This is a genomic window from Saccharomonospora amisosensis (assembly GCF_011761185.1).
Lineage (GTDB): Bacteria > Actinomycetota > Actinomycetes > Mycobacteriales > Pseudonocardiaceae > Saccharomonospora_A > Saccharomonospora_A amisosensis.
In genome coordinates this window covers 2,956,669-2,977,659 of sequence record NZ_JAAOYM010000001.1, presented here as the reverse complement: position 1 = coordinate 2,977,659, position 20,991 = coordinate 2,956,669, and the positions used below count along the sequence as shown (strand labels likewise).

Annotated in this window: 16 protein-coding genes; 13 read left to right on the top strand and 3 right to left on the bottom strand. The window is 68.9% G+C overall.

Annotated features, from left to right (window positions below; genetic code table 11):
* Positions 1-105: 105 nt before the first annotated feature.
* The 9 genes from FHU38_RS14455 (at position 106) to FHU38_RS14415 (ending at position 9,500) form a co-directional block, all read left to right on the top strand.
* Complete coding sequence (locus FHU38_RS14455) at positions 106-1,551, top strand: aldehyde dehydrogenase (RefSeq protein WP_167171512.1); 1,446 nt, start codon at positions 106-108, stop codon at positions 1,549-1,551.
* Entirely contained in the window at positions 1,548-2,003 is a 456-nt protein-coding gene (locus FHU38_RS14450) for an OB-fold domain-containing protein (RefSeq protein ID WP_167171509.1), read from the top strand. The genes FHU38_RS14455 and FHU38_RS14450 overlap by 4 nt, the downstream gene beginning before the upstream one ends.
* Positions 2,000-2,485 (top strand): Zn-ribbon domain-containing OB-fold protein, encoded by a 486-nt coding sequence (locus tag FHU38_RS14445; protein WP_313886777.1) that lies wholly within the window; start codon positions 2,000-2,002, stop codon positions 2,483-2,485. The genes FHU38_RS14450 and FHU38_RS14445 overlap by 4 nt, the downstream gene beginning before the upstream one ends.
* Positions 2,478-3,554 carry a lipid-transfer protein gene (locus tag FHU38_RS14440; RefSeq protein WP_167171503.1) on the top strand — a complete coding sequence of 359 codons (1,077 nt, stop codon included), beginning with the start codon at positions 2,478-2,480 and terminating at the stop codon, positions 3,552-3,554. The genes FHU38_RS14445 and FHU38_RS14440 overlap by 8 nt, the downstream gene beginning before the upstream one ends.
* Entirely contained in the window at positions 3,551-4,732 is a 1,182-nt protein-coding gene (locus FHU38_RS14435; protein ID WP_167171501.1) for a thiolase domain-containing protein, read from the top strand. Before FHU38_RS14440 ends, FHU38_RS14435 begins: the two co-directional genes overlap by 4 nt.
* Positions 4,729-5,928 carry a thiolase C-terminal domain-containing protein gene (locus FHU38_RS14430; RefSeq protein WP_167171498.1) on the top strand — a complete coding sequence of 400 codons (1,200 nt, stop codon included), beginning with the start codon at positions 4,729-4,731 and terminating at the stop codon, positions 5,926-5,928. Before FHU38_RS14435 ends, FHU38_RS14430 begins: the two co-directional genes overlap by 4 nt.
* The gene (fadD8, locus tag FHU38_RS14425) at positions 5,925-7,508 is read left to right on the top strand and encodes a fatty-acid--CoA ligase FadD8 (protein WP_167171495.1); all 1,584 of its coding nucleotides are present in this window, start codon (positions 5,925-5,927) and stop codon (positions 7,506-7,508) included. The genes FHU38_RS14430 and fadD8 overlap by 4 nt, the downstream gene beginning before the upstream one ends.
* Positions 7,509-7,597: 89 nt before the next feature.
* Positions 7,598-9,043 carry a serine/threonine-protein kinase gene (locus FHU38_RS14420; protein WP_167171492.1) on the top strand — a complete coding sequence of 482 codons (1,446 nt, stop codon included), beginning with the start codon at positions 7,598-7,600 and terminating at the stop codon, positions 9,041-9,043.
* Between the two features lie 46 nt (positions 9,044-9,089).
* Positions 9,090-9,500, top strand: coding sequence for a hypothetical protein (locus FHU38_RS14415; protein WP_167171489.1), 411 nt, complete (start codon positions 9,090-9,092; stop codon positions 9,498-9,500).
* Positions 9,501-10,106: 606 nt separating this feature from the next.
* Here FHU38_RS14415 and pepN read toward each other — a convergent pair.
* From pepN to FHU38_RS14400, 3 genes are all read right to left on the bottom strand, one after another.
* The gene (gene pepN, locus FHU38_RS14410; RefSeq protein ID WP_167171486.1) at positions 10,107-12,659 is read right to left on the bottom strand and encodes an aminopeptidase N; all 2,553 of its coding nucleotides are present in this window, start codon (positions 12,657-12,659) and stop codon (positions 10,107-10,109) included.
* 54 nt (positions 12,660-12,713) lie between these two features.
* Positions 12,714-13,607 carry a pyrroloquinoline quinone biosynthesis protein PqqB gene (gene pqqB, locus FHU38_RS14405; RefSeq protein ID WP_167171484.1) on the bottom strand — a complete coding sequence of 298 codons (894 nt, stop codon included), beginning with the start codon at positions 13,605-13,607 and terminating at the stop codon, positions 12,714-12,716.
* A 119-nt stretch (positions 13,608-13,726) separates the two neighbouring features.
* Entirely contained in the window at positions 13,727-15,154 is a 1,428-nt protein-coding gene (locus FHU38_RS14400) for a DNA-binding protein (RefSeq protein WP_167171482.1), read from the bottom strand.
* A 230-nt stretch (positions 15,155-15,384) separates the two neighbouring features.
* Here FHU38_RS14400 and FHU38_RS14395 point away from each other — a divergent pair, with 230 nt between their 5' ends.
* The 4 genes from FHU38_RS14395 (at position 15,385) to FHU38_RS14380 (ending at position 20,877) form a co-directional block, all read left to right on the top strand.
* Positions 15,385-16,029, top strand: coding sequence for a class I SAM-dependent methyltransferase (locus FHU38_RS14395; RefSeq protein WP_208415675.1), 645 nt, complete (start codon positions 15,385-15,387; stop codon positions 16,027-16,029).
* A gap of 236 nt (positions 16,030-16,265) precedes the next feature.
* Positions 16,266-17,969: a CocE/NonD family hydrolase gene (locus FHU38_RS14390; RefSeq protein ID WP_167171479.1), complete on the top strand. Its 1,704-nt coding sequence runs from the start codon at positions 16,266-16,268 to the stop codon at positions 17,967-17,969.
* Positions 17,970-17,983: 14 nt separating this feature from the next.
* Positions 17,984-19,072, top strand: coding sequence for an LLM class flavin-dependent oxidoreductase (locus FHU38_RS14385; protein ID WP_167171476.1), 1,089 nt, complete (start codon positions 17,984-17,986; stop codon positions 19,070-19,072).
* Between the two features lie 26 nt (positions 19,073-19,098).
* Complete coding sequence (locus tag FHU38_RS14380; RefSeq protein ID WP_167171474.1) at positions 19,099-20,877, top strand: sigma-54-dependent Fis family transcriptional regulator; 1,779 nt, start codon at positions 19,099-19,101, stop codon at positions 20,875-20,877.
* Positions 20,878-20,991: the final 114 nt, after the last annotated feature.

Genomic DNA, 20,991 nt, shown 5'->3' with positions numbered 1-20,991 from the left:
TCGGTTTCGGTCCTGACCGTTGCGCTCTAATGATAACGTGTTCTAGTTTTGCGTCGGGGCCTGCCGCGGCGGGTTGGACAGCGAGGTCGACAGCGAGGAGCACGCATGCGGGTGTACAAGGAGCTCTACATCGGTGGCCGGTGGACCACCCCTGCCACGGACAGCGCCATCGAAGTCGTATCGCCTCACTCCGAGCAGGTCGTGGGCCGCACGCCGGAAGGCACCACCGAAGACCTCGACGCCGCGGTCGCCGCGGCTCGCGAGGCCTTCGACAAGGGGCCGTGGCCGCGGCTGAGCCCGCAGGACCGGATCGCCGCCGTGCAGCGCTTCGCCGACGCCTACCGTGCCCGGCAGGACGAACTCGCCGAGCTGATCAGCACCGAGATGGGCGCACCGATCTGGTTCTCCCAGGTCGGCCAGGTCGGCGCCACCATGATGGCACTCGACTCCTACCTCGCCGCCGCGTGCGACACCAAGTGGGAAGAGCGCCGCACCGGCGCGTTCGGCGGGGAGGTCGTCGTCCGCCGCGAACCCGCGGGCGTCGCCGGGATCATCACACCGTGGAACGTCCCGCACTTCGTCACGATGGCCAAGCTGGCGCCCGCGCTGCTGGCAGGGTGCACCGTCGTGCTCAAGCCGCCGCCGGAGTCGCCGCTGTCCGGCCTGGCGCTCGCCGAGATCCTCGACGAGGCAGGCCTGCCGGAAGGGGTCGTCAGCGTGCTCCCCGCGGGCCGCGAGGTAGGTGAACGCCTCGTCAGCCACGGCGGAGTCGACAAGATCTCCTTCACCGGCTCCACGGCGGCGGGCAGGCGCATCGCCTCGCTGTGCGGTCAGGACCTACGCCGCGTCACGCTGGAGTTGGGCGGTAAGTCCGCGGCGATCATTCTCGACGACGCCGACCTCGCCCAGACCGTTGAACGCCTCCAGCTTGCCTCCCTGATGAACAGCGGGCAGGCCTGCATAGCGCAGACCCGCATCCTCGCCTCACGAAAGCGACACGACGAGGTGGTGGACGCGCTGGCGGAGATGGTCGGCGGGCTGACCATCGGTGACCCACTCGACCACGGCAACTACATCGGCCCGCTGGTCGCGCGCCGCCAGCAGGAGCGGGTCGAGAACTACATCCGCATCGGCACGGAGGAGGGTGCGAAGGTCGCGGTCGGCGGGCCGGGAAGGCCCGAAGGGCTGGACACCGGCTGGTACGTCAGGCCGACCGTGTTCGCGGGCGTCGACAACTCCGCGCGCATCGCCCAGGAGGAGATCTTCGGGCCGGTGCTGGCTGTGATTCCGTACGAGGACACCGAGGACGCCATCCGTATCGCCAACGACTCCGAGTACGGCCTCGCCGGATCGGTGTGGACCTCGGACGTGGAACACGGCCTCGACGTGGCAAGGCGCATCCGTACCGGGACCCTCGGCATCAACCAGTACCTGCTGGAGTTCAACGCCCCGTTCGGCGGCTTCAAGGCGAGCGGTATCGGGCGCGAGTTCGGTCCCGAGGGCATCGACGGTTACGTCGAGCTCAAATCCGTCGCCCTGCCGATCGGATGAGCACCCCCGCGTCCGGTGGCCACGACAGCCTCTGCGCGCCGTACAAGCTGGAGTTCCCCTTCGAGCGGACCGTGGGTCCCAAGATCGGCACGTTCTTCGCGGGTCTGAAGGAGAAGCGGTTGTTCGGCGTCCGGGCCCGGCGCGGCGTCCTGTGCCCGCCGCTGGAGTTCGACCCGGACTCCGGCGCCGAGACCGGCGAGCTGGTGGAGCTGCCGACAACCGGCACGGTGACTACCTGGACCTGGGTCCGGTCGCGGCCGGATGACCCGGTGTCGCACGACTTCGCCTGGGCGCTCGTCGAGATCGACGGCACCGCTGGTTCGCTGTTCCACGCGGTCGACGTCGGCGGTGACCCCACCCGCATGACGAGGGGGATGCGGGTGCGGGTGCGCTGGCGCGACGAACGTGTCGGCGACCTGCGAGACATCGAATGTTTCGAGGTGGAACGGTGAGTGAACCGTCGGCGCAGGCCCTCCCCGAACCGCTGACCACCATGGCGAGCCCGTTTCGCATGGACTACACCTACGTCGCTGGCACCGGCCGGTCGGTGTTCCTGCGCGGGCTCGCCCAAGGCCGGATGCTCGCGCGACGCTGCCCCACCTGCGCGCAGGTCTACCTGCCACCGCCGGAGTTCTGCTCTCGCTGCCTGAGCCCGCTGGGGGAGCCGTTCGAACTCGACGGCCGTGGCCTGATCTCCACCTTCTGCGTGGTGAGCTTCCCGTTCCCCGGGCAGGTTCACCAGCCGCCGTACGTGGTCGCGCACATCCAGGTGCACGGCACCGGGACGCGGCTGATGCACCTGGTTCGCGAGATCGAGCCCTCGGACGTGCGGATCGGCATGGAGGTGGAGCCGGTATGGGTCGGCGAAGGCGAACGGGAGAACTCGTTGACCAGCATCCGCCACTACCGTCCCGCCGGAGGCGCCCATGCGTGACGTAGCCGTGGTGTCGTTCGCCCAGTCGCCGTGCGAGGTGGCCAACCGGCGCGACGACATGGCCGACATCCTGCTTCCCGTGATCCGGCAGGCGCTGGGTGCGGTGGGACTCGACCGCGACGACATCGACTTCTTCGTCTCGGGAAGCCACGACTTCTTCGAGGGCCGCACCTTCTCCTACATCGAGTCGTTGGACGCGGTGGGCGCATGGCCGCCGATCTCGGAGTCACACGTCGAGATGGACGCCGCGTGGGCGTTCGCCGAGGCGTGGTCCTGGCTCCAGCTCGGCGAGGGCGACATCGCACTGGTGTACGGCATCGGCCGGGGCTCGCTCGCCACCGACCTGGACCAGGTGCTGCCCACACAGCTGGACCCGTACCTGCTCGCGCCGCTGCGTCCGCACCGCGACGCGCTGGCCGGCCTGCAGGCGGCCGCGCTGGTCGATGCGGGGCTCACCAGCGAACGCCACCTCGCCGAGATCGTGGTGCGCAGCCTGGCCGCCGCGGTGGACAACCCGTACGCCCAGAAATCGGGGCAGCTCCGTGTCGAAGATGTGCTCCGCGCGCCGTACGTCAGCGCACCGTTGCGCGAGCACGACGTCGCCCCCGTCGGCGACGCGGCCGCGGTGGTGGTGCTCGCGGCGGGCGACGCCGCGCGCGGGCTCAGCGACCAGCCCGCGTGGGTGCGTGGTCTCGATCACCGGATGGACACGCACTACCCGGGAGTGCGGGACCTGACCCGCTCGGAGTCGGCCCGTGTGGCCGCCGAGCGGGCTGCCGAACAAGCCGGGTTCGGGGTATCCGAAGTGGACATCGCCGAACTGCACACGGAGTACAGCTACGCGGAGCCGCTGCTGGTTTCGGCCCTCGGCCTAAAACGAAGTACGGTCAACCCCTCCGGCGGCCCGCTCGCCGGACGCCCCGTCACCGCCACCGGACTGGTGCGCATCGGTGAAGCGGCGCGACACATCATCGGGGGTACGGCGGAGCGGGCGCTGGCCCACGCCACCAACGGGCAGGCGTTGCAACACAACCTCGTCTGCCTGCTTTCGGGGGAGGCAAGGTCATGACCAAGGCACTCGCGGTGGTCGGAGTCGGCCAGAGCAAGCAGGCCAAGCGCCGAGAGGTAACCATCGGCGCGATGGTGCGAGAGGCGGTGCGAGGCGCGCTGGAGGACGCCGAACTCACTTTCACCGACATCGACGCCGTCGTGCTCAGCAAGACTCCAGACCTCTTCGACGGCGTGATGAACCCGGAGCTGTACCTGGCCGACGCGATGGGCGCGGTCGGGCTGCCTGTGACGCGAGTGTTCACCGGCGGCAGCGTCGGCGGCCATGCCGCCATCTACGGTGCCCACCTGGTCGCGGCCGGGCTGGCGCGCCGGGTACTCGTGGTCGCGTACTCCAAGGAATCCGAGGGGGACTTCACCTGGGCGCTGTCGCGCCCGTTGCCGTTCAGCGCACAGTTGGGCGCGGGCGCGGGTGGCCATTTCGCCCCGGTGGTCCGCGAGTACATCCGGCGGTCGAAGGCGCCCGAGCACATCGGCTGGAAGGTCGCGGTCAACCACCGGCTCAACGCGACTCGCAATCCCTACGCGCACGTCCAGCGCCCCGACATCACGATCGAGCAGGTGCGGGACTCACCGATGCTGTGGGATCCGATCCGCTTCCTCGAATCCTGCCCCTCCTCCGACGGGTCCTGTGCCGTGGTCATCACGGGCGAGGACGACGTGCCGGGCACCGGCCGCCGACCCGCGTGGATACACGGCATGTCCTGGCGCACCGAAACCGGCCACTTCGCCGGGCGCGACGAGGTCAATCCCCGGGCCGGGCAGGACTGCGCCCGCGACGCCTACCGGCAGGCGGGCATCACGAACCCGGCAGCCGAAGTCGACGTCGCCGAGCTGTACATCCCCTACAGCTGGTACGAACCGATGTGGCTGGAAAACCTCGGTCTCGCCGAGGAACACCGGGGCTGGCGGCTCGTAGACGACGACCGCACCGCCTTCGACGGCGACCTGCCCGTCAACCCCTCCGGCGGTGTCCTCTCCGGCAACCCCACCGGCGCCACGGGGCTGCTCCGGTTCGCCGAGGCCGCTCTGCAGATGCGCGGCATGGCGGGACAGCACCAGGTCGACGGCGCCCGCCGCGCGGTGGGCCACGCCATGGGCGGTGCCTCGCAGTTCCACGCGTTGTGGGTGGTCGGCAGCCAGCGGCCGCAGGCATGCCAGGAAGGCAGAGCTGCATGAGGGCGTTCGTTGCCGGGGTCGGCATGACCCCGTTCACCAAGATCGGCTCCGAGGTCACCTATCCGGACCTCGTCGGTGACGCGGTGCGCGCAGCTCTCGCCGACGCGGGCGTCGAGTACCCGGCGGTTCAGCGCGCGGCGGTCGGCTACGTGTTCCAGCCGTCCGCGGCCGGTCAACGGGCGCTCTACGACGTCGGGCTCACCGGCATCCCGATCGTGAACGTGAACAACAACTGCGCCACCGGGTCGACGGCTCTCGTGCTCGCCCGCGAATGGGTACAGAGTGGACTTTGCGATGTCGCGCTTGCTGTCGGTTTCGAACAGATGACCAAGGAAGCGATGTCCGGCGGCTCGGCGAAGGTCACCACGGTGGACGCGCATCTCGGCGTGATGGTGTCCGCCCACGGCTTGGCGCAGGACGCCCCGATGACGGCCCAGTTCTTCGGCAACGCCGCTCGCGAGCACATGGATCGCTACGGCACCACGGTGCGGGACCTGGCGAGTGTGGCCGTGAAGAACCACGAGCACTCCACGCGTAACCGGCTGGCGCAGTTCCAACGGCCCTACACCGTCGACGAGGTGCTCGCCGACAAACCCGTGCACGGGCCGCTGACGCGTTCGCAGTGCTCCCCGATGTCCGACGGAGCCGCCGCCGCGGTGGTGGTCAGCGAGCGGTTCGTCGAAGAGCACGGCCTCGCGGACCGGGCGGTGGAGATCGTCGCGCAGAGCCTCGTCACCGACACCGAGCAGTCGCTGCGTTCCGGCTCGATGATCGACGTGGTCGGCGCGCCGATGACCCGGCGAGCCACCCGAGACGTCCTCGACGCCGCCGAGGTGGCGATCGAGGACGTGACCGTGCTCGAGGTGCACGACTGCTTCTCCATCAACGAGATCGTGACCTACGAGGCGATGGGCATGTGCGCGCAGGGCGAGGGCGGCTCCCTCGTCCGCAGCGGTGCCACGACCTACGGAGGCCGCTGGGTGGTCAACCCGTCGGGCGGCCTGATCTCCAAGGGACACCCGCTCGGCGCCACCGGCCTCGCCCAGTGCGCCGAACTCACCTGGCAACTGCGTGGCACCGCGGGCGAGCGTCAGGTGGCCGGGGCCCGGCTCGGACTCGCGCACAACCTGGGGCTGGGCGGCGCCTGTGTCGTCACGCTGTACCACGCCCCGCAGGACGGGAGGGAACTCGCATGACCATGGACATGAGGCAGCCGAACCACCTTGGCCACCTGATCATCTCGGCCCTGCACCGCCATCGGGACAAGCCCGTGCTGGTTCTGGGGGAGACCACTTTGACCGGTCAGCAGACCGCGCAGCGGGTCAGCCAGTACGCGCAGGCGTTCGAGGCACTCGGCGCGGGCACCGGTGCCTCGTCGGCCCTGTTGTCCACGAACCGTCCGGAGGTGTTGCTCATCATCGGCGCGGGCCAGGTGCTCGGTTCACGGCGCACCGCGTTGCATCCGCTCGGGTCACTTGACGACCACGCCTACGTGCTCGACGATGCGGGCATCTCCACACTCATCATCGACCCGGTGCCGTCGTTCGTCGAACGCGCGCGGGGATTGCTGGAGAAGGTGCCCGGACTGCGGCAGGTGCTCACCATCGGGCCGGTGCCCGAGTCGCTGGCCGATACCGGTGCGCGGGACCTGGCCGAGGTGGCGCGGACCTTCGAGCCACAGCCGTTGAAGGCGGCTGACCTCCCGCCCGACCACATCGTCTCCATCACCTACACCGGCGGCACGACCGGCAAGCCCAAGGGCGTCATCGGCACCGCGCAGGCCATGACCACGATGACGCAGATCCAGCTCGCCGAATGGGAATGGCCGAGGGCGCCGAAGTTCCTGGTATGCACGCCGCTGTCGCACGCGGGTGCGGCGTTCTTCGCGCCGACGCTGATCAAGGGCGGCTCGCTGGTGGTGCTGCCCCGGTTCGACCCCGCCGAGGTGCTGCGCACGATCGAGGAGGAACGCATCACGGCGACCATGCTGGTGCCCACGATGCTGTACGCGCTGCTGGACCACCCCGACTCGCGAACCAGGGACCTGTCGTCGCTGGAAACCGTGTACTACGGCGCGGCCGCCATCAACCCTGTCCGGCTGCGGGAGGCGATCGAGCGTTTCGGGCCGATCTTCGCGCAGTACTACGGGCAGTCGGAGGCGCCGATGGCGATCAGCTACCTCGGCAAGGACGAGCACGACGAAGCGCGGCTGTCCTCGTGCGGGCGCCCTTCGGCGTTCGTGCGAACCGCGCTGCTCGACGAGAACGGCAACGACGTGCCGCCGGGCGAGCCCGGCGAGATCTGCGTGGCCGGGCCGCTGCTGGCGGGCGGCTACTGGAACAAGCCGGAGGCCACGGCGGAGGCCTTCCGGGACGGGTGGCTGCACACCGGTGACGTCGCCAGGCAGGACGAGGACGGCTTCCTGTTCATCGTCGACCGCGTCAAGGACATGATCGTCACCGGCGGGTTCAACGTCTTCCCCCGTGAGGTCGAGGACGTCGTCGCCGCTCACCCCGCCGTAGCGCAGGTCGGCGTGATCGGCACCCCCGACGAGAAGTGGGGTGAGGCCGTCACCGCGGTGATCGTGCTTCGTGAGGGTCACCCGGCCGACGAGGAGTCGATCGCGAAACTCACCGAGGAGATCGTCGCGTCCGTCAAGGAGCGAAAGGGCTCCGTCCAAGCTCCCAAGCATGTGATCGTCGCGGACTCGCTGCCGCTGACAGCTCTGGGCAAACCGGACAAGAAGGCGCTCAGGGAAACCGTGAAGATCCGGTAGGCGTCCGCCGCGACCGGGTGCGCGAAACGGGCAGGTAAGATCACGTCGAGTTTCACTTCGTAGCACCGCGGCCCGGCTGGAGTTGCCTCTTGACAGACGAAAGTCAGTTGGTCGGGGGCCGCTACCGGTTGCGGGAGTGGCTCGGCACCGGCGCGATGGGCGTTGTGTGGAAGGGCGACGACGAACGCCTGCACCGCACGGTGGCACTCAAGCGACTGCACCTGCAACCGCAGCCGGGGTCGCCGACCGCGGACGTGCGGGCCCGCGCGATGCGGGAGGGACGCATCGCCGCGCGCCTGCTTCATCCCAACGCCATCGCCGTCTTCGACGTGATCGAGGATGCGGGCGATCCGTGGCTGGTGATGGAGTACCTGCCCTCCACCAGCCTGGCACAGGTCATCGCCGAGCGAGGCAGGCTCGAACCTGCCGAGGTCGCCGCCATCGGCAGGCAGGTCGCGGCGGCACTCGCGGCCGCGCACCGGTCGGGGATCGTGCACCGAGACGTCAAGCCCGCCAACGTGCTGCTCGCCGAGGACGGCACCGCCAAGATCTCTGACTTCGGCATCTCCCGCGCGGCTGGTGATGTCACGCTGACCGCGAGTGGATTCGTCGCCGGGACACCGGCTTACTTCGCGCCGGAGGTAGCCAGGGGCAACGACGCCGACTTCCGCTCCGACGTCTTCTCGCTGGGCTCGACCTTGTACCACGCCGTCGAGGGTGCGCCGCCGTTCGGGGCGCACGACAATGCGATAGCGCTGCTGCACAAGGTTTCCCAGGGTGACATCGAGCCACCCAGCCACGCGGGCCCACTGCGCCCGGTGCTGCTGAAGTTGCTCGATCCCGATCCGGATGCCCGGCCCGACATGGCGGAGGCGGCGGCCGAACTCGCCAGGTTGTCCGCACCGCCCACGCCGCGGGCGGAGGTCAGTACGCCGTCGGCCGAACCAGGCAAGAATGCCGCCGCCGCGCGGAAGCGATCCACCCTGGTGGCGGCGCTGGCACTGGTCATCGTGCTGGCGGCGGGTGCGGCGGGCTGGTGGCTGCTCAGCCGAGAGGAACAGTCCCACACCGGGGCGTCCGGCACCGCCGCGTCGCGGGAAGCGGACGAGGCCTCGCCCAGTTCCAGCGCGGCGAGCGCGACCGGGCCTTCTTCCCCGGTGTCCCCCACCGGGGAAGCCACCTCGGGACCGCCGAGCTCCTCCGAGTCCGACAAGCCCGCCATGGACCCGGCACGCAGGCTCGAGGTGGCGCTTCGCGACTACTACGCGCTGATACCCGGTGATCTGCGTGCGGGCTACGCCAGACTCACCGACCGCTTCAAGCGCACCCGCACCCCGAGTTTCGCCGACTACGAGGCATTCTGGAGCCGGATGAGGTCGGTCCGGGTGAGCGACGTGAAGGCCAGCGGCCGTAACGCGGTGACCGCGACGATCACCTACTTCTTCGTGGGCGGCGGTTCGACGACGGAACGGCACGTCTACACCCTCGTGGAGCGAGGCGGCACGCTGGCGATCGACTCGCAGGCATACGCGTAGCCAGCGACCCGTAACCAGTGATCCGGTTCGCGCTAGAGTGCCCCGCGTGATCAATATCTTGGCCGGTCTCATGGGCGCGATGCTGGGCTTCTCCGGCGCACTGCTCGGGGCGTGGATCAAGAGCAGCGGTGAGCACCGGCGGTGGCTACGCGATCAGAAGCTGGCCGGCGCGGCGGAGATGGTCGGCGCGGGCACCAACATCTACGAGTACCGCAGCGGTGGCGAGTACTGGCTGGAATCGTTCGAACCAAGCGAACTGCGCGAGTGGCAGTCGCGATTGCAGCAGGGTCGCTCGGTGATCCACCTGTTGTGCTCGCGGGAAACCCGCGAGCACGCGGACTCCTTCGCGAGGGCGTGCTGGCGTGCCAAGGGTGGCGACGGCGAGCACGAAGACGTGACTGTCGCGGCACTGCGCGCCTTCAATGCCGCGCTGCGCAAGGAGATCGGCAGCGAGTAGTTCGCGAAACCGGCGACAGTGATCACGATCGCCGTTTCAGTGCCTCCCTGCTCTCCGCCATCGCGATGGAGTAGGAAGGTCTGGGCACCGCCGTCGGCGTTGGCCGGACGATCCTGGTCCGGAGTAGTGGCGCAGCTGCGGCAGGGTCGGCTGGCGGATGTCCACGCACCGGAGTTCCGGTTTCGGGAAGATCGCTACATTCGGTACCGTTGCCCACGACCGGTGCCGTGGGATCACCGAATGATCCGGTCAGGTATGTCCACACCAGACCGCCGCCGAACTGGCGACCGAACTCCGTTTCGAACCGCCACGACGTTCGGCAGCCGACAGGCAGCGCGAACACTTTCACCACATCGGGTTCGAACGAGTGTTCGATAACTGCGCTAGTGTGGAGACAAGCCCAGGTGTTCTTCGGTACTGGAGGAAAGTCGATGTTCACGTCGTTGCTGTCCGATGCGGACCTTCGGGCCACGTCGAGCGATCGGGGGGTGAGGCACCGAAGGCCGAGCTCGACGCCGATGGAGGCACGGGTTCCACTCCGAGACGGTACCGGCCTTCGCCGTGGCGCGTGTCCGACCGTGCGATCAGGGGCGCGGGACGCGGTGCTCACCCGGCACGGGTGCGCACCGCGTCCCGCGCTCTGGCTGCCCGTGCGAGTGCCAGTTCTCCACGCTGTTCTAGCAGGACACGCAACAGTTCCTGGGGCAACCTGCCCCGCTGTAGGACGTCGTCGGTTCGGGCGAGCACCTCCTGCTCGACATCGGTGACCCGCGGGTAGAGGCCGCGCGCCACGCTGCGAGCGCACTCGGGTCCCTCCACCTGCCACACGGACTCGAGAACGGTGAAGTAGCGCTCCGCGTAGGGCGTCAGGACGTCTTCCTGGCCAGGCTGGCGAAACCCCGCCATGATCGCCTGCCGCTCGGCCAACGAGTGAGCACCACTGAAAACACGGTGCCACGACTGCTCCTTCGCCGCGGCCCGCGGCCGTGCGGCCTCGACCAACAGCGCGCGCCTTCGACCGTCCGAATCCGGTTCGGCGGCCAACTCGGCGGCGACGAGATCCTCCACCGGGCGGCCGTGAGCGGCCAGCCGCAGCAGCGCTCGCCAGCGAAGGTTCCTGTCCGTCGCCAGTTCATGCCACGGCGGGCGGCGCAGAGCCACGTCGTACAGCAGACTGTCGTGCTCGGCTACCGCGGAGCGGAGCAGCGCACTGGCCAGGGCGAGCTGCCGGTCGAATCCCAGTGCCAGGTCCAACTCGCCGCGCAGGTGGGTGTGCATCGCGTGCAGCAGCGGTGCGGTGTTGGAGCGTTCGCCGTAGTCACGTGCCGCGACCACCGCGCGGCCACAGAGCAGCCGCAGTGACTCGGTGTCCTTCTCGAGCGGTGCGTGCCTCAGCACCGTCGCCACGAACACGCGCGCGGCCAGCCGCGCGTCCAGCACGTCGTCCCACAGCGCACCCCACGCGACGGCACGCGCGGTCGGATCGGCGAGTGTGGCTATCGCGTTCAGCAGCGTGCGTCGGGAAGCCGGGTCGAGCCGCACCTTGATGTGGGTGCGCCCGTCGTCGTTGGGCAGCACCACAGCAGCCGTCCGACACGGCGCTCGCACGGAGCCGCGCGGGTCGAGGTGCAGCACGGTGTTGTGCCGCAGTCGCAGCCCGGGGCCGTCACTGGTGTAGCAGCCGATCCGTGGTCGCAGCCGCCTTGGATGCGGCGGCGGGTCACTCAATTGCACGGCGGTCGCGCCGGAACCCGGCCTGAACACCTCGACGACATCCACCCCGGATTGCGTCAACCACTCCTCGGCCCACTCGGTGAGGTCGGTGGTTGCGGCTGACCGCAGCGACGCGAGCAGATCGCCGGGGTCTGCCGTGCTCCACGCGTGGTGGTCGACGAAGCGGCGCAGGCCGCCGACGAAGTCCTCCCAGCCGACATGGTCGGCGAGCTGAAGCAGCACCGAGGCACCCTTGTCGCGTGCGATCGCGTCGAAGCTCGCCCTTGCCGTGCCGGTATCGGGAACGGCCTCGGCGACCGGCCGGCTGGTGGGCAGCCGGTCCGCGTGTCGCGCCCGCGCACGGACGCGCTGTTCGAAGTGCGGCCAGCCCGTACCGAACGGGGTCACCGGGTATTGCGCCTGCGCAGCCAGCATCGTCGCCATGCCCTCCCGCAGCCACAGGCCGTTCCACCAGCGAATACCGACGAGACCTCCGAACCACATGTTCGCCATGGCCCGCAGCAGCACCTCGGCTCGCCGTCGCCGCCTGGTGGTGGTGGCGGTGGAAAAGAGCAGGTTCTCGTCGACTGTGACACACCCCGGGTGTTCGGCCGCGGTAACGGCGCACTCGGGGACGAAGACGTGGTCGTATCTCGCGAACGGGTAGGGCCGTTTCAGCAGCCGTTCGTAGTGGTCCAGGCCGTGGCCGATCAACTCGAACAGTTCCTCGGCGGCCGACTCCAACTCGTCGGACAATCCCGGCCGGGCCCACAGCATGAGCGGAAGATCACCGTGGCTGCCGCTGACCCGGTGAAACGGCCCTGCCACCAGTGCGGTGAGGTATGGAGGCAGCGGCGGCGTGGGAGCGAAGGCCCACAGCGCACGGCCGCCGGGCAGCGGTTCGGGTTCACCGACCGGTTCGGTGTTCGCCAACACCCGCCACCGCTCGTCCACGGTGATCGCCGGTTCCAGCGTCGCCCGCAGATCCGGCTGGTCGAAGCAGGGGTACACGCGGTGGGTTTCGAACGGTCGGAACCTCGTGTGCAGGTATGACTGCCCGTCCTCGGGGTCGCGATAGCGGTGCAGACCCACGCCCGACCGCCCGTACCCAGCGGTGCCAACCACCCGCACAACGTTCTCGCCCGCCACGGTCGGCAGGTAGATGCGTTCGGCGTGGTATGCCCCCGTGTCAAGGGGTGTTCCGTTGCACTCGAGAAGCCGGGGGTTGCCCGCGTAGTCGAGGAAGGTCAGCGTGTTCCCACTGTGCGCGCGGAATCGGATCGTGGCGTCGCAACGGAACTGGTCGTCCGCGGCGGTCAGGTCAAGAGCCACCCGGTAGCGCACGTGCGACACCAACTCGGCTCGGGCGGCCGCTTCGCGCCTTGTCAGATTGCCCTTGTCGACGAGGCTCGGAAAACTGTCCCCCGAACCGGTCGGCTGCGTCATCGTGTGGCCACCGCCGGTGCGGTCCTTTTGGCCCTCACCCGCCCGCTCACGAGTTCACAGCTCCACCTCGAGGCCCGCCCTGCCGACCTCCACGCCCATTTTCGTGAGCAGTTGGTGTTCGGCGGAGTCCGGGTCGAGGATCGGGTTCGTGTTGTTGACGTGGGTGTACACCTTCCGTTGCGCGGGCAGCCGGGCGAGCATGCGAAGCGAACCGTCCGCGCCGCCGATGGCCAGGTGCCCCATGTCGCGGCCGCGGCGGGTTCCGGTGTTGCCGCGCGTCATCTCGTCGTCGGTGAAGAAGGTACCGTCGATCATCACACAGTCCACGCCGTCGAGTCGCGCCGCGAAGTCGGCGTCCCAGCGCGGCACCGTCGGGGCGTACACGGCGGTGCCGCCCGTGACGGTGTCCCGCAGGTGAAAGCCGACCTCCCAGTCGGCGAACGGCTTGGGGTGGCGGACGTAGCGTGGTGGTTTGCTGCCTGTGGTGAGCGCGGTGACCTGTAGCCGCTCGTCGAGTTCCACGCTGTCGCCGGTGCGGAGCTCGCGCCACGACAGCTGAGCGTAGTCGGCGAGAAGTTCGCGGACCGGAAAGTCGTTGCCGAGTGCGTCCAGCACCGGTGCTGTCGCGTACACCGACAGCGGCGATCCTTCCCGCAGCACGAGCAGGCCGATGGTGTGGTCGAACTCGGCGTCACTGAGCAGCACGCCCGCCACCGGGGTGTCGCGCACTCCCGGCCCCGGGTGCAGGCATGGGGTGGCCGCGATCTGGTGGTGCACGTCAGGGGTGGCGTTGAGCAGGAACCAGCGCTGCCCCGTGCCGGATACGGCGAGGCCCGCGTGAAACGATCCGGCGCCGGGCTGCTCCCGCGCCTTGCGGCAGCCGGTGCACGCGCAGTTCCACTGGGGATAGCCGCCACCGGCAGCGACGCCCAGGAAACGAAGCAACATGGCACCCTCCTCGTGACCGCTGAAACCATGGCTGGTCGGCACGCCCTCGGGCAACTGATCAACGACTAGTGGGCCGCTTTTCGTCACGAACGGAAGGCCGACGCGAACGAAAGGCGCTCTCAGACGCCGAGTATGCGCCGGATTTCCTGGGTGTGCCTTCGCGATACCGGGATGAACTCCGGTGCGCGCGGGTCGGTGATAAGCAGCAGTTCGCCCTTGATCCCGCGTTCGAGTTCGGTCACGCGGCGAAGGTTCACCAGGAAACGCCGATGCACCCGATGGAAGCCGAACGGGGTCAGCTCCCGTTCGATGTTGTCGAGTCCCCGCGTGGCGGCCTGAACCTTGCCGCGGTCGGTGCTCAGCCAGACCGTGTTGCGATCGGCTTCGGCGTATCTGATCTCCGAAGGGGCGAGTACGATGATTCGCTCGTTCCGGACACCGACGACACGTTGGGGTGTAGGGGCGGCGCGGGCGGTGGGTGGTTGCTCGTCGTACTCGTCGCCGTCCTGCGAACCGAACTCGCAGAGAAGGCCCACGAGACGGTTCCCGGCGCAGACCGGCTTGAAGCTCACCGGCACCACCGCGTCGGCTGCGTTCTCCACCAGCCGAGCACACCCCGTCCACTGCGGAGCGGCCGCTGACCGCTTCGCGGCCCAGCGAACCACCTCGGGCAGGTCAGGAATGTCCGGTGTCCATCGAGTCATGACATCGACCATGGGCGCACCGTGTGGTACGCCGAGGATCGCCTGCGCGGTGTCGTCGGCCACGACGACGCGGCCACCGAGGTCCAGAGCCGCGAACACCCCGCTTCTACGGGAGCTGATCTCGGTGAATTCGCGGAGAATGACCTCGCCTTCCCACAGCGCCCGCCGCTCGATTTCCGATTCCACACCCGCGGCCGTGTCCTTCAGCCAGTTGATGAGCTGTCCGGGGATCTCGGCGGACCAGCGCGACACGTTCAGCATCGCGACCGGCAGGCCGGTGACCAGGTCGCGGATGGCGATGCCCGCGCATGCCCACTGGTGGAAACCCTCGCACCAGTGCTCCGGACCGGTGACCGTGACCGGGCCAGTGACCTCAAGCGCCGTGCCCATCCCGTTGGTGCCCGTGGTTCGCTCGTCCCACACCGACCACGGGGCCAGGTTGCTCTCCTCGGCGTGGCCGCGCACTGCCTGGTCGCCCCAGGAGGCGAGCACGCGCCCCGCGCCGTCGGTCACGGCTATCAGACCCTGCTCGCGGTCCAACCGCTCGCCCGCCACTGCGGCGATGCCGCCGAGTTTGGTGAGTAACACGTCGTGATCAAGCCGGTGGTCGGTGTGGTCGGCAGCCGCCGGAGCCGATCGCAGGCCGGGATCGACGTCGTAGGTGTCGCGGCACCGGTGCCACGAGGCCAGGATCTCCGGCCGGACGTCGGCAACCGTGGTCTCGCCCGAGGCGAACCGTTCCCACGCACGCGCGACGGCGCGGTGGTTACCGTCGAGCGTGCCGGTCGCTCTGCGGGTGCGGCGACTCGGAGCTTTGCCAGTAGCCACGGGAGAGTCCGTCATCCGACCTCCTTGTCGTGGGACGCCGTCGACCGCGCCAAAATCCCGCCCGGCGACCGCGGTGACACGTTAACCCTGACAAGGGTTCTACTCAATCGGCCGAAACGGGAAACCTAGACCTACTGGCGGGTAATGTCGAATATCCAAAATGGATTGATAGGGAAATTGGTTTGCCACCGATGTCAGGCTTGGGTGGTGAGCTGGAATGATGCGTTCGCGGAGCACTACCCGGAGTGGTCCGTGCACATGACGGCCGACGTGGCGTAATATGTCGACCTCGCGCTGGCCGTCGACGGACTGCTGGTCGAGCGGTAGGCAGTGGGCGCGTAGCGATACCGCTCGCCCGCGCCACCGGCAGGGCCGTGATCGGGATCGACTCGTCCCCGGCGATGTTGCGACGAGCCCGCGTCGCAGCGGCGAAAGTCGGCGTGCGGCTGGAACTTCGATCGAGCGATATGCGTGACTTGCGACTGGAGCGGCCCGCGGCGTTGCTCTGCTGCCCCTACCGGGCGTTGCAGCATCTGCCGACCTGGCGCGACCGGCGCCGTACGTTCGAGCGTGTCGCCGTCTGCCTCGCACCGAATGGCCGATTTGCCTGGAATGCCTTCGTGTTCGATCACCACTTCGCCGCCCGAGCCGACGGCGAGCGGCGCGACGAGCCGGTGCCGCACACCTTGCGCTGTTCGAAGGCGGACAACCGGGTGGACATCGCTCGCGACGACGGGGCGGTCAGTCTCTGTGGTGGGCGACCCGTAACGAGTGGGTCGGACTCCTCGACACCGCGGGCCTGGAACTGGAGGCGCTGTACGGCGGGTTCGAGCCCGAACCGTTCACCGCCGACAGGTGAGTACGTGTTCGTCGCGCGACGCCCGAACTGAGGTATGCGCGCGAACTGAACGGGAAGGGGGGACTCGCGGACGGGAAGGGGGAACTCGCGGGCGGGAAGGGGGGACTCGCGGGCGGGAATGGGGGACTCGCGGCGTAGGCTCGGCGAGTCATTTGTCGCGAATTCCCCGGAATTCCTTCGCTGTCTCAGAAATGAGACGAGAGTGGTGCGGCCGCGGTCGTAGCGTGCGTTGAAAGGCACGCACGAGGAAAGGCGACGCAGCCGGCGATGACCGCGACGCAGCAAGCACCGCCCGCGCGAATGCTGGAGCGGGTCGAAACTCCCATGGGAGACGGCGTCAAGCTGGACGGGACGCTGTACCGCTCGAGCGGTGAGCCGCGCCCCGTGCTGTTGGTGCGAACACCCTACAGCGAGCCGATGTCGCGGTCGCTGCCGGTCCTACCCGCGCTCGACTCCGGTTTCGCCGTGCTGGTGCAAAGCTGCCGAGGTACCGGCCGGTCCGGAGGAGAGCCGCGCACGTTCGAGCACGAGGAAACCGACGGGCTGGACACCGTCGAATGGCTGGCGCGCCAGCCATGGTGTGACGGCAGAATCGCCATGTTCGGAATGTCCTATCTCGGCATGACACAGCTCGCGATCGCGGGGCATCGACCTGATGGCCTGGTCGCCATCGCGCCCGCGGTCACACCCGACGACTACCGCGACGGCCTCGTGTACCGGCAGGGCGCCTTCCAACTCGGGCAGGCCCTTGGCTGGCACTTGCTGAAGGCGGCACAGTCGCTGGGTGACGCGGCGGCTCGCGGTGAGGACGTGCGTGCGGGACTGGCACGGCTTGGCGAGCTGGCGGCCGACACCGAGGCCGCCTACCGGCGCCTTCCGCTGTCCGACCGGCCAGCCATCGCCAATGTCCTGCCGAGTTGGCGGACCTGGCTGGAACGGGAGAACGACTCGCGATACTGGCACGACCTCAGCTACGCCCACCGCCGCACGGCAGTCAACGTTGCCGGCCTGCACGTCGGCGGCTGGTTCGATCTCTTCCTGCGGGGAACGCTGGACAACTACACGACACTGGCCGCCTCGGGCACCGCGAACCAGCATCTGGTCGTGGGTCCGTGGTCGCACGCCGACCAGTCGGGCATCGCTGGTGAGGTGTACTACCACGGTGGTGGTGCACAGGCTGCGGGCCTGGAGGAACAGCAGCTGCGGTTCCTGCGTGAAAGCGCGGCCGGCTCTGCCACCTCGCTGCCGCCGGTGCGGATCTACGTCATGGGTGCCGACCGGTGGCGCACGGAGCACGAGTGGCCGCTGGCCAGAACCGACTGGCAGACCTGGTATCTGGCGGCCAACGGCTCGTTGAGTCGCGAACTGCCCACGGCTGGGGTGGCGCGGTACCGGCACGACCCGCACGACCCGGTTCCCACCGTCGGTGGCGCCATCCTCATGGCAGGCAGCCCGGACGGCGGGCTCGGCTACCAGCCGGGCTCCCGCGACCAGCGCGGACTCGACGGCCGGGCCGACATCCTGCGGTTCAGCAGTGCAGTGCTCGCCGAAGACTTGGAGGTCACCGGACCACTGCGGGTACGGCTGTTCGCCGCCACCTCCGCGAACGACACCGACTTCACCGCCAAGCTCGTCGATGTCCACCCCGACGGCCGTGCCATGGGTATCGCCGACGGCATCGTGCGCGCTCGCTACCGCGCCGGGATGGACTCGCCGCTGCCGGTTGTGCCTGGCGAGATCAACGAGTACACCATCGATCTCGCTGCCACCAGCCAGCTGTTCAAAGCCGGGCACCGCATCCGCGTCGATATCGCCAGCTCGAACTTTCCGTGTTTCGACCGCAACTGCGGCACCGGGAAGCCGGCCGGGCAGGTCACCGAGGCCGACTTCGTGACGGCACGGCAGCGGATCTGCTTCGGTCCCGAACATCCCAGCGCCATCCAGCTTCCGGTCATCCCCACCGACCACTGACGAAAGGCCGACCAGTGCTGCACATCGGTATCAACCTCGGCTTCGCCGCTCACCCCGAACTCACCGACGAGGACATGTACCACAGCGAACTCGATCTGGCGGTGCACGCCGAGACGCTCGGCTACGACAGTGTCTGGCTGGTTGAGCACCATTTCACCGACTACTCGCTGTGCCCGGACAACCTGTTGCTGCTGGCGCACCTGGCGGGCCGTACCTCCCGCATCAAGCTGGGCACGGCCGCGGTCATCCTGCCGTGGAACAACCCGCTGCGCGTGGCCGAAAAGGCACTGATGGTGGACACGGTCTCCAGGGGGAGGCTGCTGCTCGGCATCGGTCGCGGCCTGTCGCGCAAGGAGTACGAACCCTTCCGCATCCCGCTGGAGCAGACCCGGGACCGGTTCGACGAGGCCGCACCGATGATCTTCGAAGCCTTGGAGAGCGGCATCATCGAAGGCGCGGGACCGTTCTACCCGCAGCCGGGTGCGCAGCTGCGGCCGCGGCCACGCGGCAGCTTCCACGGGCGGCGCTACTGCGTGGCCGGTTCGCCGGACTCGGTGGTGATGGCGGCCAAGCTGCGCGCCAAGATGATGTCGTTCATCGTCAAGCCGGTGCCGGACCTCATGCCGACGTTCAACCACTACCGCGAGCTTTACGAGACCGAGCATGGCGAACTCGCCCCGCCCATCGCCCTCAACGTCAACATGTACTGCCACTCCGACGACGAGCTGGCCCGGGAGCGGCACTTCGAGCACGTGAACCGATTCTTCATGTCCAACGTCGAGCACTACGAGATGGCGGGCGAGCACTTCGCGAGGATCAAGGGCCACGAGCGCTACGCCGCGAACGCTGCCTACTTCCGTGAGATCGGCCTGGAGAAGGCCGCCAACAACTACGCCGCCACCGCGCTGTGGGGAAACCCGGAGCGCATCCTCGGCCAGATCGAGGCAATTCGGGACGTGCTGGGGGATTTCGAGCTCACCCTGGCTCCCTCGTTCGGCGGGATGCCGTACGACCAGGCCAGAGCCAGCCTCGAGCTGTTCGCCCGCGAGGTACTGCCCAAGGCGCGGGGCCTGCGGGGCAAACCTGTGAGTGTCGCGGTCTGAGTGCCGACCTCGACGGAAGGTGAACGATGACAGCGCACCCGCCGCCGCGCACCACGGCGGAGTGGGACCGGGTGCGTGAGGCGAAGCGGCGCGTGCTGACGAGTGACCCGTTCTCCGTGGACCCGGCCGACCATCCCGACGTCCGCCCGCAGATCGTGGCCTCGTGGCGGCGCTCGATGCTCGCCGGGGTGGACCCCGAGGCCAGGCACTACGAGATCGACGAGAGCTTCCAACCCGGCACCCGGCTCGGCGCGGTCGCACAACCGATCATGAACCGGCTCCAGGGCGAGATCTCCGACCTCAGCTGCTGGGGGTTCCTTGCCGATCGGGCCTGCAGGCTGCTCACCGTCGTGGTCGGCGACTTCCCGCAGGCCGCGCGGGTGCACCGGCAGAACCTGCGGCCAGGCATGTGCTTCGCCGAGGAGGTGATGGGCACCAACGGGATGGGCTGCGCACACGAGACGCAGCGGGCATTCCTCATCTCAGGAGCCGAGCACTTCCGAAGCGACGCCGAGATCCTCACCACCACCGGCGTGATCATCAGAGACCCGCTGACCAAGCGGTACGTCGGCACGCTGGGCGCGCACTGTCTTCGCGAGTACGGCACCACCGCGTTGCTGCCGCTCGTGGTGGAGATCGGCCGTTCGATCGAGGCGCAACTGCTGGAAAGCCGTTCCGACGGTGAGCGGGAGTTCTTCGACGCGTTCACTGCCGCGCGGCGGCGCAACCGGGCGCCGGTGGTCGGGGTGAGCAGGCAACTGTGTGTGGTGAGTACCAGGGCGCGTGCGCTGGTACACGAGGCCGACGAGGAGATGCTGCGCCTGCTGGCGAAGGAAGCGGGCTCACGGAGCGGCACCGTGCGCAGGAATCTCAGTTCAGGGGTGACGGTGACGATCCGGGTGCACCCGGTGCCGCAGCCCAACGGGGAGTTCGCCGCGATCCTGGTGTTGCAGCCGGTGGGGGAGCGCACCGGAGGGCGCCGTGGCGGCAGCCGCGCCAGCGAGGAGCCACTCGCCGACTTCCGTGCCGCGATGCGCCGTGCCATAGGACAGCGACGTCCCACGTTGCTGACCGGGGAGCGTGGATGCGGCAAGCGGCACGAGGCGCAAGCCCTGCTACGGGCGACCGCGCATCCAGGCGCGCATCCCGACGACGTCGTGGAACTCGACGGTGCCCACGCGCGGCTTGACCCGAACGGATGGCTGCGCCGACTCACCGCCGCAATGCGAGCTGGCGATGCTTCCGTGCTGCTGGCTCACGTCACGGACCTGCCGACCGAACTCGCGAGTCCGGTGGTCTCGCTGGTGCGTGACAGCCGGGTTCCGCTGATCGCGACGGCTGACGACGACGAAGCGCAGGACCGGGCCGCGCTGTTGGTGCGGGAGAGCTTCCCGGTGTTGCTGACCGTGCCGCCGCTGCGGGACCGGCGCGAGGAGTTCGCCACGCTGTGCGCGAGCCTGCTGGCGCAGGTCAGCGAGCCGGGGGAGGAACCGCCGACGCTCACCCGGCGCGCCCTGGCGGCGCTGCTGGCGAGCGACTGGCCGGGAAACCTTCGCCAACTGTCGCAGGTGCTCAGCAGCGCGCGTGTCAGGGTCGCCGGCCCGGTGATCGATCTGGCCGACCTTCCCTCGCACTATCACCGCCACCAGCAGGCACACCCGCTGGACGAGGTGCGAAACGCCGAGCGACGCGTGCTGCTCGCCGCACTCAGGGAGGCAGGGGGAGACCGTGCCGCCGCTGCCCGCAAACTGGGCATCTCGCGTGCCACCGTCTACCGCAAGCTCAAGCGATACGAGTCGCACTGACGGCCCCGGCCACTCGTGACGAAAATCCCGGTGCCGCTACCACGGCAGCTGGCTGCTGTGTTCGGGCCCGCCTGCGGCGAAGCTGTCGCGTTGATCACTCGTATTGGAAGCTTC

Bases quoted from the DNA above. Each gene is read 5' to 3' on its own strand.
- FHU38_RS14440 (WP_167171503.1), top strand. From the start codon at position 2,478: ATGCGTGACGTAGCCGTGGTGTCGTTCGCCCAGTCGCCGTGCGAGGTG.
- FHU38_RS14390 (WP_167171479.1), top strand. From the start codon at position 16,266: ATGACCGCGACGCAGCAAGCACCGCCCGCGCGAATGCTGGAGCGGGTC.
- pepN (WP_167171486.1), bottom strand. From the start codon at position 12,659: ATGACGCAGCCGACCGGTTCGGGGGACAGTTTTCCGAGCCTCGTCGAC.
- FHU38_RS14450 (WP_167171509.1), top strand. From the start codon at position 1,548: ATGAGCACCCCCGCGTCCGGTGGCCACGACAGCCTCTGCGCGCCGTAC.
- FHU38_RS14455 (WP_167171512.1), top strand. From the start codon at position 106: ATGCGGGTGTACAAGGAGCTCTACATCGGTGGCCGGTGGACCACCCCT.
- FHU38_RS14430 (WP_167171498.1), top strand. From the start codon at position 4,729: ATGAGGGCGTTCGTTGCCGGGGTCGGCATGACCCCGTTCACCAAGATC.
- fadD8 (WP_167171495.1), top strand. From the start codon at position 5,925: ATGACCATGGACATGAGGCAGCCGAACCACCTTGGCCACCTGATCATC.
- FHU38_RS14435 (WP_167171501.1), top strand. From the start codon at position 3,551: ATGACCAAGGCACTCGCGGTGGTCGGAGTCGGCCAGAGCAAGCAGGCC.
- FHU38_RS14400 (WP_167171482.1), bottom strand. From the start codon at position 15,154: ATGACGGACTCTCCCGTGGCTACTGGCAAAGCTCCGAGTCGCCGCACC.
- pqqB (WP_167171484.1), bottom strand. From the start codon at position 13,607: ATGTTGCTTCGTTTCCTGGGCGTCGCTGCCGGTGGCGGCTATCCCCAG.
- FHU38_RS14380 (WP_167171474.1), top strand. From the start codon at position 19,099: ATGACAGCGCACCCGCCGCCGCGCACCACGGCGGAGTGGGACCGGGTG.